The organism is Streptomyces sp. NPDC012825 (assembly GCF_042900925.1).
Taxonomy (GTDB): domain Bacteria; phylum Actinomycetota; class Actinomycetes; order Streptomycetales; family Streptomycetaceae; genus Streptomyces.
Genome location: NZ_JBIBBZ010000001.1, coordinates 356,209 through 368,939 on the forward strand (window position 1 = coordinate 356,209; position 12,731 = coordinate 368,939).

The window sequence follows — 12,731 nt, forward strand, 5'->3', positions numbered from 1 at the left end:
GCCGCCCTCCGGCGTGTTCAGCGGCCGAGCGCCTGCCAGCTGGTGAGCAGCAGGCCGGCGCTCGCCACCAGGACGGTGATGCTGGTCACCGGCCAGCGGGAGCGCTCCAGGGCGTCGAGCCGGACCTCGTGGTCGGCGAGCTGCTTGTCCGTCTGGTCGTGGCGCTGGACCAGCAGCGCCAGTGAACCGTCGACGCGGGCGAAACCGGCCTCCAGCGTGCCGCGCAGCCGCTCCAGCTCCACGGCGACCGCCACCGGGTCGCCCTGGTGGGACGTGTCAGAGTCGGTCATCGGCGACCCCCGGAGAAGTGGCGCCGGCCGGTTCTCCGCTCCGGAGCCAGGGCGGCAGCAGCCGCTGCACCGCGGGCAGGGCCATCACGCGGGTCAGCGCGCCCGCGACGGCGAGCGCCCCGGCGACCCGGGGGAGGGTGGCCGGGATGCCGGAGGCGTCGACGACGGCCGGCAGGACGACGGCGAGGGCCACGGCGGTCTGGAGGATCGTGCGGGCCGTGCGTGTGGCGGCATCGGACATCTGTGGACTCCTCAACGGACGTACGGAACCTTCAGGGCGTTCCAGGAGGCGCGGCCGGGCACGCCGTCGGCGTCGGAGCCGCGGAACCCGAGCTTGCGCTGCCACTTCGCGTAGCTGCGCCGGTCGGCCTCCGTCCAGCGGGGGCCGGGGCCCGTGCCGTACGCGGAGCAGCCCTCGGCGACGAGCCGGCGGCCCATCGCGGTGATCACCGGCGAGCTGGTGGAGGCGGTGAAGAAGTCGCCGCCGGGAAACGGCTGGAGGCGCGGGGCGTCCGGAGAGGTGCTCCCGGGCGTCTGGGACGGGTTCGCGGCCGGCGCCCCCGTGGGGGCGGCGGCGAGCCGGGCGGCGATGCGGCCGCGCAGGTCCGGCATGGTGAAGCCGCGCGGATCGCTCTTGTGGTCCGACCACTCCAGGTGACCGATGACGGACTTGGCGCCCCAGGCGTGCGCGCGGCAGATCGCGGCGGAAGCGCGCTCGATGGCGTCGAGCTGGGCGTCGGGCCAGGGGTCCGTGCCGTTCCCGAGGTTGACGCACTCGAAGCCGTAGAAGCGGGTGTTGCCGTCGACGGCGCCCGCGCTGCCCTGGTGCTCGTCGGTGGCGGGCGGCCGCTCCCCGTAGTTCTCGGCGATGACCGCCTTCAGCACGTCGGGGTCGCCGCCGCCCGCGTGGTTGGCGCGGCCGTTGCCGACCAGGTGGACGACGCCCTCCTTGTCGATGACGCCGTGGCACAGGGGGCCGGGCAGGTCGGTGTAGCCGTCGTAGCAGAGCTCGACGGAGGCCGCGCTGCCGCTGGAGACGGTGTGGTGGATCATCACGCCGTTGACCGGGCCCCAGGCACCGACGTGGTTGCGGTTGTGGGTGCGCCATTCGCGGTGCTCGACGACGGTGACGCCTTCGGCGCGCAGCGCGGTGAGCAGCTGGTCGGCGGTGAGGGGAGTGGCCATGTGGGGCTCCTTTCGGAAAGGGGAACGCCCCGTGCCGGTCGGCCGGCACGGGGCGGGTGGTGCGGGGTGAAGAGTGGGGGGAAGCCCGGTCAGGACAGGGCGGCCCAGATCGCGTTGGAGTCGGCGATCACGGTGGACGGGGTGAACGATCCGGGCAGGGAGGTCTGACCGGTGGTGGGCAGCCGGCCGTGGCGGACGAAGAACCCCGGCATGCGGGCGCTGCCGCCCGGGGCGTTGCCCATGGAGGCGCCGCGCATGAAGGCCGGGCCGTTGGTGGTCGGGCTCGGACCGTTGATCAGCAGCGCCACCCAGTAGTTGCCGGCGACGGCGTTGTACTGGGCGGTCAGCGGCAGGACGAACGTCTTGCCCTCGGTCGCGGTGATCGTCGTGTTCAGCGTGGCCGTCTGGCCGACCTTCGCGCCGGCGCTGGTGTAGAGGCCGGCGAGGGAGGCGGCGCCGAGCGTGCCGCCCACGTACCCGGGCACGTAGAAGACGATGTTCTTCACGGTGGTGGTCGCGTGCAGCGGGACGCCGATCAGGTACACCCAGCCGTTGATGCAGTACTGCACGGAGTCGGCCGACGAGGCCGCCGGGTCGAACGCCCAGCCGGAGAAGCCCATCGACGCGGGCGACCAGGTGCCGGCGGCCGAGACCGTGTCGACGTAGCCGCGCCGGACCAGGTGGTTGGCGGTCGTGGGGTTGGCGGCGGTCGACGGGGGAGTGGCGTAGGTCTTGGCGCCGTTCACGGTCTGGTCGCCGGTCAGGAGCAGCGCGTCCCCGGCGGCGACCGCGGAGACGTCGGACGCCTTCAGCTGGACCGCGCCCGCCTGGCCGTTGACCGACTTCACCGGGGCGGCGTCGATCCCCAGGTAGCGGATGTCCCCCGCCGCCTGGGTCAGCGCGCCGAGGTCGGCGGCGGCGAGGCTGACCGCGCCCGTCTTCCCGTTCACCGAGGAGACGGCGCCCCCGGTGGCCGGCAGCTGGGCGAGGGGCACCTTGCCGTCGGGGCCGAGCGCCGCCACGCCGCCGGCCGCGCCCACGGTGGCGGCGGCGACGGCCGACAGGTCGGCGGCGGTGAGGGTGACGTCGGGGACGGTGCGGCCGTTGACCGAGCGGATCGGGCCCGCCGGGCCGGCCGGGCCCATCTGTCCGGCGGGTCCGGGCGGACCGGGCACGGCCACGTAGTGCGGGGTGTTCGGGTCGGCGGGGGCCGTGTCGGCGAGGTCGACCGCGGTCCGGGCGGCCGGGAGGGCGATCTGGTACGTCCGGATCCTGCCGAGACCGGCGAGCTTCTCGGTCACCTGGTAGGTCCAGTCGACCGGGTTCCAGCCGGGGGCGTCGGTGGCGGGCAGGAGGACGCTGATCCGTCCCTCGCCGTCGAGCCGGGCGACGGTCGGGCCGCCGACGAAGACGTCGGCGTCGGTGTGGGTGAGCAGGGACGGCGGGCGGAACTCGACGGAGCCGCTCATGGGGCTGCCGTCCGGGGTCAGGTAGCGGGCGGTGACGCGGACGGTCGGGATGGACGCGGGGAGCACGGGGCGTTCTCCTTCAGTTGGTCGGGTACGGGGCCGGGGGCCGGACGGGGCGGTGCGGCACCGGCCCCGGGCGGGGCGGCGCGGCACCGGTCGGCGGCCGTCGTCCGCGGACGGGCGGCGGCCGCCGGCACGGGTGCCGTACGTCAGGACTGCACGCCGTACAGCGCGAGCGGACGGCAGCGGACCGTGTCGCCCGCCGCGGCGACCTTCGCCTGGATCTCGAAGGTGACCGTCGCGTCGAACGCGACCGGCAGCGGCTCGGTGAACCGGAGGTCCGCACCGGGCCCGCCGGCGGCGCCCACCTGGTGGCCGTCCACGAGGAGGCGGACCTCCGCGCCGGCCGTGCCCTGGACGGCGATCCAGGCGTACAGCCGCGGGTGCTGCACGATGCCCGGACCGCTGTAGAGCGTGGTCCAGTCGACGTTGCCGGTGGACTCCCAGCGGGCCGCGTCGACCGGCAGGGGCAGCGCGTACGGGATGTACGGGCGGGCGAGTCCGCGCTGCGTGGAGTCGTCGGCGACGACGACGTTGCCCCAGCGGTCGAAGACCTGCACCGACTGGGCGTCGAACCGTTCCGGGGCCGAGGTCCGCACCGTCAGGGCGAGGGAACCGTCGTCGCGGCGGACCATCAGGCCCTGCTGCGGCTTGTTCGGACCGCGGTCCGGCTCGACCCTGCCCATGTGGATCAGGTCCTCGCCCCCCGCGGAGCGGACCCGCAGCCGGCCGCCGTCGCCGATGACGACCTCGCCGTCGTTGATCCGGTTCAGCGCCGGAGTGGTGTTGGCGCTGCCCATCAGCTCGCGGATCTGCCGTTCCAGGGTGCGGATGCGGTCCAGCAGGTCGGTGGGAATGATCGCCAAGGGTCACACCCCTTCCAGATAGAGCGTGGCGGTCTCGGGCTTGGTGCGCTGGGGCGGGTTCACGGCCAGGCCCACGACCCGGTAGTGGGCGTCGAGCCCGTCCGGGTGCCACAGGTCGCGGATGCGCAGCCGGATCCGGGACCCCAGCAGGGCGGGGGTGATCCGTCCGTCCAGCAGGACCGTCAGCTCGGGGATCTGCTCGGGCCGGCGCTGCCGGGCGAGCTCGGCCCGGGCCAGCGACCGCAGCACCTCGGGGTCCTTCACCCCGCTGTGGTCGGAGGTGCGTTCCAGCCGCGGCCAGCCGGCCGTCAGGTCGTCGGGCTCGGCCTCCCTCGCCGTCGAGGGTTCGGAGTCCTGCGCCTGGTCGGTGTTGTCCGAATCGCCGCGGGCGACCCAGACGTTCGCCTGCACGGTCGAGTCCGTGGGCAGGCTGTACGACAGGACGGGCCCCGGGTGGTCCAGGACGATGTCCGAGCGGCCGCCCTGGATGAGCGGATGCCCCAGCTGGAGCCGCTTGGCACGGCGCCCCTGGCTGTCGCGGTAGCAGTGGATCCGCCATTCGAAGCCGTCGGCGAGCTGGGCCAGCTTGTCGAGCAGCTCGCGGACGCGGGCCAGGGCCGAGTAGGCGTACGCGAAGTCCCGGCGGACGCCGGACATCTCCGCGCCGAGACTGATCCCGATGTCACCGCCGTCCTGCGCCTGGGCGTGCTCGACCAGGGCCCGCGCGATGTCGAACTGGTCGGTCGCGGTCCCCACCACGTTGCCGGAGAGGATGCGGTGGTCCAGGTACGAGTCGAAGGTGCCCGCCTGGAACTGCGCGGTCATCCGGCCCTGCTCGTCGGAGGCGGGGGTGCAGGTCCACAGCACCCCGCCCCACCAGATGTCCCCGTCCCGTTCCAGCCAGACCGCGGTGCGGCCGGGCCGCAGGGCCTCCTTGGCCCGCGCGGCCAGGCCGGGTTCGGGCAGGGGGACGGTCGCGGTCAGCGACCCCGACTTGCCGATGAAGTCGTCGAACTTGGCCTCGGTGAGCGGCAGGACGTCCAGGACCTGGTCCGTGCGCAGATCGCAGAAGATCGCCCGGTAGACGGGCGTGATCACGGCCCTGCTCATCGGGCGGCTCACAGCATCGGGTCGACGCGGACGAACCGGTTGTCGATCCAGGCGTCGTTGCTGGTCGCGGACGACACGTAGGCGCCGACCGCGGTGTACACGGTGTGCGGCTTGAGGCCGGTCACCCGGAAGGTGTGCGAGACCGAGACGCCCGACTTGCCCGTCACCGTCGCGGCGCGCTCGTCGGTGGCGGCGACGACGACGGCACCGGCGAGGCGGATGTTCGCCGACATCTGGGACCAGCCGGCGTCGACCGGGTTGCTGCCGCGGTAGCCGACGGTCACCAGCACCGCGCCCGAGACGGGCGTGGTGAACGTGGCGGAGATGGTCGGGACGTCGGTGTCGGTGATGCTCTCGACCCAGGCCGTGGACTTGCAGTAGCCGCCGTCGTTGTTGAAGGCCCAGCCGTTCGTCGGCACGATCGGGCGCCAGACCGTGCCGTCCCAGCGCTGGAGCCTGCCGCCCTCGTCGCGGTACTGGCCCGCGTACTCGCCGGTCGCCAGCGCGCCCTGCGGGGCGACGCCGCCGAGGTGCTTGGGGTACGAGACCCAGCGGTTGCCGTCCCAGCGCTGGAGCTGGCTGGCGTTGTCCCGGTACTGGCCGGAGTAGCCGCCCTTCACCTCCCGGTTCCACGACTCCGCCAGGATGCCGCCGGCGGCGACGGTGGTGTGCCGCAGGTCGTAGACGGCCTTGGACCAGTCCAGGCCGCCGGTGCCGACGGACGCGCCGGCCGGGACGACGACCTTGGCCAGCGCCAGCGCGCCCTCCGGCACCGCCTGCGGTTCCGGCTGGCCGGGCGTGCCCTTGAGGATCTCCAGGACGGCCTCGGTGCGGTTGCGGACCGTGTCGAACTGGGCGTCGTACACCCGCAGCAGGACCAGGTCGACCCGGTCGTTGTTGGCGTCGCCGTCGTCGAAGGTGATCTGCGTGTAGTCGGTGACCACGACCGGGTAGGCGCCCGCGGCGTCGGACCCCTGGACGACGGCCCGGCCGGGGGCGACGTTCGCGGTCATGCCGGTGGTGTCGCCGTACACGTACAGCGCGTCCATGATGTATTGGCCGTTCTCCGACCCCGGCACGATGCCGGTGGCGCTGGTCAGCGCGCCGGTGGGGGCCATGGTGCCGGTGGGGGCGAGCCGGGTGTCGGTGCGGGACTGGCCGGACTCGGTCTCGGTGCGGTTGATCAGCCATGCGCTGCGCACGGGCATGAGGTCCTCCTGGGAGATGCGTTGCGGGAAGTCGGGGCGGGGGAGCGGGGGCCGGGACCGGTCACCAGTGGGAGTCGCGCCAGCGCACCGTCGCCGAGGCCCGCGGGTCCGGGGTCGCGTCGTCGGAGCGGAAGGCGAGCGCGGTACGGCCCGGCTCCAGGCGGAACAACTGCTCCGGGGCGGACGCGGACGTCGCCGTGTAGAGCCGGGACGTGGTGCCGTTGAGCAGGACGGTCCCCGCCTCGGTGTCGACGGTCAGGACGTCGCCGACGCCGAGGGCGATGTCGTACTGGAGCCGGCGGCCGTCACTGAGCCGGGTGAGGGTCGGGCGCCGTACGGGCCCCCGGAACTCGATCACCGGGTGCGCGGCGGCGCCGCCCTCGTTGACGGCGGTGAAGCCGCCGGACTCGGCGGTACCGCCCCAGTCCAGCGGCCAGACGAGTCCGCCGCCGGTCTCGTCCTGCCAGACCAGGCCGGATTCGCTGACCGGCAGGGTGGCCCGGCCCTCGCGCAGGGTGGGGCTCAGGCGCCGTGGGTCGGTCGCCGTCCACTGCAGGCTGGCCTTGCCCATGCCCTGGCGGACGTAGGCGCGGTCCTGGGGGACGACGCGGCGGCTGACCCGGGCCCGTACGGCGAGGGTCTCGCCGTGCAGCCGTACGGCCAGCCAGCGTTCGCCGCCCTCGGGTCCGGTAGCGGCGCGGAAGGCGAGGCCGGTGTCGAGCGCCTGCGCGGCGGTGGCCGGCATCAGCCAGACGGTGGCGGTGACGAGCCGGGGCTGCGACCAGACGGCGCCGGGCCAGGCGCCGTGCTGGTCGGGGCGGGGCACGTCGCCGGTGTCGAGGGTGGGCAGGTCGTCCCAGCCGGTGATGCCGGTGCGGTCGATCTGGTACGGCGTGCCCGGCCCCATCAGCAGGCCGGCCCACTGGATCTGCCCGTCGCGGGTGATCAGTGAGCCGGGTGCGGTCTCGTCCGTGTATGCGGTTGTGGTCTCGGCCATGACGGGCCGTCACCTCACTTTCGTCGGGACGCTTCCGGGCCGGGCCCGGGCCACGGCCCGGTGCGGGAGCGGTGGTCCGCGGTGGCGTGGCCCGGTGCGGGAGCGGTGGTGTGCGGTGGTGTTCCGGGCCGGGCCGGGTTCAGGCCGCGGTCCGGTGCAGGAACATCAGGTCCTCGGCGATCGCGAGGGGGCTGCGCCCCTCCGGCTCGTGGTAGTCGCGCAGGTGGGCGCGGACCGCCGGGCCGGGTGTGCCGCCGGTCCGGTGACCGGTCTCGGCCGGCCGGAGCCGGTCGAGGGAGGACAGGGGCCGCACGGCGGACGCGCCGTCCCGCGAGGGGTCGACGACACCGCCCTCGGCGAGCTGCGGGATCTTGTCGAGCTTGACGCCGAACTTCTTGCCGAGGAACTCGCCGCTGAGGCTGTTGAGTCCGTCGATGACCCAGTTGGCGAAGGCGATCAGGCCCTTGACGGGGCCGGTGATGACGCCGGCGAGCATCTGCAGGCCGGTGGAGACGAAGTCGCCCATGCCGCCGAGGGTGCCGGCGGTGGCGTCCTTCACCCGGGTGAACATGCCGGGGATCTTGCCGGTGATCCAGTCCAGGACGGGCTGGATGACGGTCCTGAACGCGTTCCAGGGCCGCCGCACGAGGTCGCTGAGCGCCTCGGTGGCCCGGGTGATCGACCCCTTGGCCTTGCCGAAGTCCCCGGAGACGGCGGCGCCCACGACCTCGACGACGGTCGTCATGACGACGCCCGCGGCCTTGAAGGAGGAGCCGATGACCGTGCCGTAGAAGGCGACGACGGGACCGAGGAACTTCAGGATCTCCTGGAAGACCTTCAGGACGTGGTCGAAGACCTGCTTCATGATCTTCTGGCCGGTTTCGGTGTTCATGGCGTACTCGACGATCGCGGCCACGACCGGCACGACGATCCCGGCCAGGAAGCCGAGCGGGTTGGCCCGCATGGCGACGTTGGCGGCGGTCATGGCGGCCGCCGCGGCGGCGAGGCCGATGCCGAGGACGGTCATGACCTGGGACATGGGGCCGATGAACTGGCCGAGGAGGCCGGCGATGCTGTCGAACCCGGCGGCGCCCGCCACGAGGGTGACGAGTCCTCCCGCCACGCCCCTGGCCTTCGAGCCGCCGCTCCTGATGCCGTTCGCGGCGGTCTCGGCCGTGCGTCCCGCTCTGGCGAGGGACTTGCCCGCGCCGTCGGCCCGGCCGCGGAGCTGCTGCACCTGGGTGGTGGCGGAGGAGGCGCCGGAGCGGACGCCGTCGAGGGCGCCGGCGACCCGGGCCGGGGCGCCGCGCAGGGCGCGTGCCGCCTGGATGACCGGCGCGAGCCCGCCGCGGAAGGAGGTGAGCGCGCCGGTGAGGTTCCGCAGTTCGGCCTGGAGGGTGTTCCCCGGCAGGGCGAGCGCGGTGCTCATCCGCGGGCCTTCGACAGGAACAGCAGGGCGGAGGCGGTCTCGCGCAGGTCGTTGGAGGACGCCTCGTAGTAGTTCTCGATCTGGAAGCCGTGCGTGGCGCCCGCGCCGGAGTTGATCGACCGCGCCCTGGCCGCGCGTGCGGTGTGGCGCAGCAGCCGGTCGAGCTTGGACAGCGGCAGGACGGCCTCGGCCTCGCCGGCCTCGGCGACGATGGCGTGGACGCCGCCGCGCCGCGGCTGGACGACACCGCCCTGGGCGAGCTGCGGGATCTTCGGGATGCTGACGCCGAAGGTCTTGCCGCCGACGAAGGGGACCCAGCCGGGGATCGAGACCTTGATGCCGTTGAGCTTGCCGATCGCGCCGTTGATCAGGCCGATGACGGCGTTGATCGGGCCCTTCACGGCGCCCTTGATCTTGTCGAACGCCCGGCCGGCGATGTCCTTCAGGCCGCCCCAGATGCTGGAGAGCTTGTCCTTGACGGCGCTGAACGCCCTCGGGACGACGTCCTTGATCCAGTTGACGATCGGCATGATGATCTTCTTGATGCCGTTCCAGACACCGGAGATCACCGACTTCACGCCGTTCATCACCGTGGTGATGACCTTCTTGATGGCGTTGAAGGTGGACGAGACGACCTTGGAGACGGCGTTCACGACGACCGTGACGGCGCTCTTGATGCCGTCCCAGACCGTCTTGATCAGCTTGCCGGCCGCCTTCATGATCGGCCCGATGGCCTTCATGACCACGCTGATGACCTTCTTGATCGCGTCGAAGGCGACCTGGAGGACCTTCTGCATGGTCTTCGAGCGGGTGGCCATCTCGACCACCTTCTCGATGAGCGGCATGAACAGCTCCATGAGCCGGGCGATGAAGTTGCCCTTCATGGACTTGTTGAGGCCGTTCATTCCCTTGGACGCGTTGTCGGCGCCCTTCTTGAAGTTGCCGATCTGACCGCCGCTGGTCGTACCGGTCCTGCCGGCCTTCGCGAGGGACTTGTCGGCCTTGTCGGCGGCGGACTTGAGGTTGTTGAGTTCACGGGCGGAACCCTGGGCGGCGGACCGCAGCCCGGTGAGCCCGCTCTGCCCGGTACGGGCCCCCTGACCGATGCTCTGGGCCGCCCGGGCCGAGGCGTCCGCCTGGGTCTTGAACTGTTTCAGTGAGCCCGAGGCCCGTGTTGCCGCTGAGGCGAGCGACATGGCGACTCCTTGGGGTAGGCGCGGTTAGGCGAAGGCGGCGGAGAGTTCGTTGACGGCGGCACGCAGCACGCGGACGTCGGAGGCGATGCCTCGGTTTGTCGGACCCCCTCCGTGCGTGGTGTCGAGGCCGCGCGTGTTGGTGCCGCCGCTGAAACGGCGAGCCTCCGCCCTTCCCTGGTGACTCGCGGCCTGCGACATGGACTTGAGAGCCTCCTTGATCTTGCCGACGTCCGACTTGAGAGCTTCCAATTCAACCTTGGCGACCGCTTTGGCCACTCGCTCCGCTTTCTGGTCGCTGTTCTCTATCTTCTGTTGAAGCCTGTCTATCCGGTCTTTTGTGAATTTCCATTCACGGGTGGCGCCGAGAATGGTGAGGCCCTTTTCGTCGAACTTGAGCAGACCGATGCTCGCGCCCACGGTGACCGTCAGGGCCGCGACGGTGGCGCTGAGCCCGGAGAGCGTGCCGGACGCCCCGGAAACCGTGCCGCTGAGCCCGGACAGCGTGAGGCTCATGTCGCTGACCGTTTTACTCATGTCGTTGACGGTTATGCTCGTCTTGTTGACGGTCTTGCTCACATCGTTGTGCGTGATGCTGATCTTGTTGACCGTCTTGCTGATGTCGTTCTGGGTGCTGCTGATGGTGTTGACACTTCGGGAGTAGAAGCTGAGTGACTCCCGGAAATCCTTGTAGGTCTTTTTCGCCTCCTCCTGCTGTTTGTCGAAGGCATCTTCAATCTTCTTGAGGGCCTGATCGACTTCCGGCAGGCTTCTGTCCGGCATCCGGAACCTCCTGTGAGATCACTCGGGTATGCTCCGCGCGTGACTTCTGACGGTGCGCGGGTTTTTCTTGTACTCCCGACTTCGAGGCCGAGTTACTCCGAGACCGGGAAGTGCTCGATCGGGTGGTACGCCCGTCGTGCTCTACGGGTCGCGGACGACCTGTCCCCCGCCTCCGGCGCGGACGTCTTCCTGTACGGGGACCCGGCGTCCGACCGGTACGAGGAGGGGGGCGCCGCCGTACGGACCCGGGTGGACCCGGTCTCGTTCGACGAGTGGGCCGCGGACTGGGCCGTGGCTCCGAACGCCGGGCTCGGCCCGCTCGAGGACCGGCGTCCGGCCAGTCGTCTGGAGCAGGCGCTGGAGGTCGGCGTCTCCTCGTTCAGCCGCCCCCGTACGGCACTGCGCCAAGTGGTCCCCACGCTTCGGGAAGGTTCCGCGCCGGCCCTCGTGATCTTCAGGCTGGACAGTGCCATCGACCAGGAGGAGATCCTGCGAACGATCCGGGACACCGGCGTGGAGCGACTGGCGTTCTGGCACCTCTTCGGTTGGTCGCACGCGATCGACGTCCCCTTCTGGACCAAGGACGGTCTCGACCGCGGCCGTGTCCTTCCGAACGTGTCGGTGAACACGGGCGGGGGCTGGAGCCACAGGTCTCTGCTCCGGCGCTTTTCGCGGTGGTCGGCCTCCCCCGTGTGAGGACGGCCTGTCCGCTCAAGAGAAGAAGCGCCCCAGCTCCGCCGGGTCCGGGATGCCCGCCGCCTCCGGCGCGGACCGCTCCGCCTCCTCCTCGCGCTCGTGGTCACCCGGCCTGGGCACCGGAACCGGCTGCTCCGGCGGGTCGGAGTCCTCGTCCGAGTGGACGGAGGCGAACATCCAGTTCGCCGCCGCCATGTGGTCGACCAGGGCGGCCAGGAGGTAGTCGGTGACCGACCACTCCGCCGCCTCGCCGTCCCGCTCCCGGCAGACGGCGCTGTCCCGGGGCATGTGCTTCACGAGGATCGCGAGCCGGCGGGAGGAGAGCCGGCCGCGGTGCCAGTCCAGCAGGTCCACCCCGTAGTGCCGGAGCAGGTCGGCTTCGAGGGCCTCGGCGTGTTCGGTGACGAACTCGTCGAGGCTCAGTCTTCCCCCAGGCCGAGCCCGGTCTCCTTGCCGTAGGCCTCCAGGACGGCGGCGATGTCCTGCATGGTGACCTCGTGCTTCTCGAAGCGCGCGAACTGCTCCTCGCCCATCAGCAGCAGGAGCAGCCCGTCGACGTCGTTGTCGTCGAGGTCCTTCAGCCCGCCGGCCGCGCCGCGGGTGAGTTCGGTCGGAAGCTCGAAGGTGTCGTCGTCCAGCTCGAACGACCAGGTCCGGCCGAGGGCCTCCAGGCGCTGGGCGCGAGCGGCGTTGACGTTGAACGATGCCATGGGTGTCTCCGTATCTCCGGGACGCGGGTGGGAAGGGTGGTGCGGGGGGAGAGCGGTGCGCCGGGGCGGGGGCGGTGGGCCCCCGCCCCGGCACGGGCGGTGATCAGGCGCCGGCGCCGGCGGCCGTCGCGTACGCCGGGTCCTTCATGACGAAGGTGGCCAGCGGCTCGCCGTCGCCGGAGGACAGCGCGGTGAAGGTGACACCGAGCGACGCGGCCGCCTTGCGGGCGAGCTTGATGTCGTCGGTGGCGGTGACCTGGCCGCGCGGGATGACGAAGCGGTACGTCACCTCCTTGCCGTCGGTGAACTCCAGGCCGAGCGCGCGCTCGTCGAAGGTCGGGCCGTCCGGGACGTCGAAGGTGAAGACGCCCGGGTTGTTGGTCCCGCCGGAGGTGATGTCGGTCTTGCTGCCGCCCATGAAGAAGGGCAGCGTGTCCTCGTTGAACTGCAGCATCGAGAACTTCAGCGTCAGGTCGCGGTCCGAGTAGACGAACCGGGCCGGGCTGATCGACTGCCACGTCTCGACCGGGTCGAGCTTGTCCTTCTTGGAGAAGGTCACCCCGTCGGTCGACGTGTACCCGAGGTCCACCCAGCCGGTGCCCCAGTCGGTGGAGGGGTTGGCGGAGAAGGCGGTCGGGAGGGGGGCGCCGAGGGGGGCGACCAGGACGCGTCCGGTGCCTGCGACGCGGATCTCGGAAGCGGAGTTGCCTGCCATGTGGTGCTCCTTCAGGAGGA

Annotated in this window: 15 protein-coding genes; 1 reads left to right on the forward strand and 14 read right to left on the reverse strand. The window is 71.8% G+C overall.

Annotated elements, in window-relative coordinates:
* Positions 1-17: 17 nt before the first annotated feature.
* The 11 genes from ACFY7E_RS01770 to ACFY7E_RS01820 all read right to left on the reverse strand — a co-directional run bounded on the left by ACFY7E_RS01770 (position 18) and on the right by ACFY7E_RS01820 (position 10,590).
* Positions 18-290, reverse strand: coding sequence for a hypothetical protein (locus ACFY7E_RS01770; RefSeq protein WP_389479620.1), 273 nt, complete (start codon positions 288-290; stop codon positions 18-20).
* Positions 277-531: a hypothetical protein gene (locus ACFY7E_RS01775; protein ID WP_389479622.1), complete on the reverse strand. Its 255-nt coding sequence runs from the start codon at positions 529-531 to the stop codon at positions 277-279. Before ACFY7E_RS01775 ends, ACFY7E_RS01770 begins: the two co-directional genes overlap by 14 nt.
* An 11-nt stretch (positions 532-542) precedes the next feature.
* Positions 543-1,475 carry a peptidoglycan-binding protein gene (locus ACFY7E_RS01780; protein WP_389479624.1) on the reverse strand — a complete coding sequence of 311 codons (933 nt, stop codon included), beginning with the start codon at positions 1,473-1,475 and terminating at the stop codon, positions 543-545.
* A gap of 89 nt (positions 1,476-1,564) precedes the next feature.
* Positions 1,565-3,010, reverse strand: a complete 1,446-nt coding sequence (locus ACFY7E_RS01785; RefSeq protein WP_389479626.1) for a phage tail protein — start codon at positions 3,008-3,010, stop codon at positions 1,565-1,567.
* A 143-nt stretch (positions 3,011-3,153) separates the two neighbouring features.
* Entirely contained in the window at positions 3,154-3,870 is a 717-nt protein-coding gene (locus ACFY7E_RS01790; protein WP_389479628.1) for a hypothetical protein, read from the reverse strand.
* A 3-nt stretch (positions 3,871-3,873) separates the two neighbouring features.
* On the reverse strand, positions 3,874-4,980 hold the full coding sequence (locus ACFY7E_RS01795) for a hypothetical protein (protein WP_389479630.1): 1,107 nt from the start codon (positions 4,978-4,980) through the stop codon (positions 3,874-3,876).
* An 8-nt stretch (positions 4,981-4,988) separates the two neighbouring features.
* On the reverse strand, positions 4,989-6,188 hold the full coding sequence (locus ACFY7E_RS01800) for a hypothetical protein (RefSeq protein ID WP_389479632.1): 1,200 nt from the start codon (positions 6,186-6,188) through the stop codon (positions 4,989-4,991).
* Positions 6,189-6,249: 61 nt separating this feature from the next.
* The gene (locus tag ACFY7E_RS01805; protein ID WP_389479634.1) at positions 6,250-7,185 is read right to left on the reverse strand and encodes a phage distal tail protein; all 936 of its coding nucleotides are present in this window, start codon (positions 7,183-7,185) and stop codon (positions 6,250-6,252) included.
* Between the two features lie 139 nt (positions 7,186-7,324).
* Complete coding sequence (locus ACFY7E_RS01810; RefSeq protein WP_389479636.1) at positions 7,325-8,614, reverse strand: tape-measure protein; 1,290 nt, start codon at positions 8,612-8,614, stop codon at positions 7,325-7,327.
* Entirely contained in the window at positions 8,611-9,810 is a 1,200-nt protein-coding gene (locus ACFY7E_RS01815; RefSeq protein ID WP_389479638.1) for a phage tail protein, read from the reverse strand. The genes ACFY7E_RS01810 and ACFY7E_RS01815 overlap by 4 nt, the downstream gene beginning before the upstream one ends.
* Positions 9,811-9,834: 24 nt before the next feature.
* On the reverse strand, positions 9,835-10,590 hold the full coding sequence (locus ACFY7E_RS01820; protein WP_389479641.1) for a hypothetical protein: 756 nt from the start codon (positions 10,588-10,590) through the stop codon (positions 9,835-9,837).
* Between the two features lie 39 nt (positions 10,591-10,629).
* Here ACFY7E_RS01820 and ACFY7E_RS01825 point away from each other — a divergent pair, with 39 nt between their 5' ends.
* Positions 10,630-11,286: a hypothetical protein gene (locus ACFY7E_RS01825; RefSeq protein ID WP_389479644.1), complete on the forward strand. Its 657-nt coding sequence runs from the start codon at positions 10,630-10,632 to the stop codon at positions 11,284-11,286.
* A gap of 15 nt (positions 11,287-11,301) precedes the next feature.
* Here ACFY7E_RS01825 and ACFY7E_RS01830 read toward each other — a convergent pair whose 3' ends face one another.
* The 3 genes from ACFY7E_RS01830 to ACFY7E_RS01840 form a co-directional block, all read right to left on the reverse strand.
* The gene (locus ACFY7E_RS01830; protein ID WP_389479646.1) at positions 11,302-11,640 is read right to left on the reverse strand and encodes a hypothetical protein; all 339 of its coding nucleotides are present in this window, start codon (positions 11,638-11,640) and stop codon (positions 11,302-11,304) included.
* A 65-nt stretch (positions 11,641-11,705) separates the two neighbouring features.
* A complete protein-coding gene (locus ACFY7E_RS01835) occupies positions 11,706-11,996 on the reverse strand; it encodes a hypothetical protein (RefSeq protein WP_383445116.1) in 291 nt (96 codons plus the stop codon).
* A 103-nt stretch (positions 11,997-12,099) separates the two neighbouring features.
* The gene (locus ACFY7E_RS01840) at positions 12,100-12,711 is read right to left on the reverse strand and encodes a phage tail protein (RefSeq protein ID WP_383440656.1); all 612 of its coding nucleotides are present in this window, start codon (positions 12,709-12,711) and stop codon (positions 12,100-12,102) included.
* Positions 12,712-12,731 lie beyond the last annotated feature (20 nt).

Excerpts from the sequence above, each read along its gene's own strand:
- ACFY7E_RS01770 (WP_389479620.1), bottom strand. The coding sequence starts at position 290 with ATGACCGACTCTGACACGTCCCACCAGGGCGACCCGGTGGCGGTCGCC.
- ACFY7E_RS01775 (WP_389479622.1), bottom strand. The coding sequence starts at position 531 with ATGTCCGATGCCGCCACACGCACGGCCCGCACGATCCTCCAGACCGCC.
- ACFY7E_RS01780 (WP_389479624.1), bottom strand. The coding sequence starts at position 1,475 with ATGGCCACTCCCCTCACCGCCGACCAGCTGCTCACCGCGCTGCGCGCC.
- ACFY7E_RS01795 (WP_389479630.1), bottom strand. The coding sequence starts at position 4,980 with ATGAGCAGGGCCGTGATCACGCCCGTCTACCGGGCGATCTTCTGCGAT.
- ACFY7E_RS01800 (WP_389479632.1), bottom strand. The coding sequence starts at position 6,188 with ATGCCCGTGCGCAGCGCATGGCTGATCAACCGCACCGAGACCGAGTCC.
- ACFY7E_RS01805 (WP_389479634.1), bottom strand. The coding sequence starts at position 7,185 with ATGGCCGAGACCACAACCGCATACACGGACGAGACCGCACCCGGCTCA.
- ACFY7E_RS01810 (WP_389479636.1), bottom strand. The coding sequence starts at position 8,614 with ATGAGCACCGCGCTCGCCCTGCCGGGGAACACCCTCCAGGCCGAACTG.
- ACFY7E_RS01815 (WP_389479638.1), bottom strand. The coding sequence starts at position 9,810 with ATGTCGCTCGCCTCAGCGGCAACACGGGCCTCGGGCTCACTGAAACAG.
- ACFY7E_RS01820 (WP_389479641.1), bottom strand. The coding sequence starts at position 10,590 with ATGCCGGACAGAAGCCTGCCGGAAGTCGATCAGGCCCTCAAGAAGATT.
- ACFY7E_RS01835 (WP_383445116.1), bottom strand. The coding sequence starts at position 11,996 with ATGGCATCGTTCAACGTCAACGCCGCTCGCGCCCAGCGCCTGGAGGCC.
- ACFY7E_RS01840 (WP_383440656.1), bottom strand. The coding sequence starts at position 12,711 with ATGGCAGGCAACTCCGCTTCCGAGATCCGCGTCGCAGGCACCGGACGC.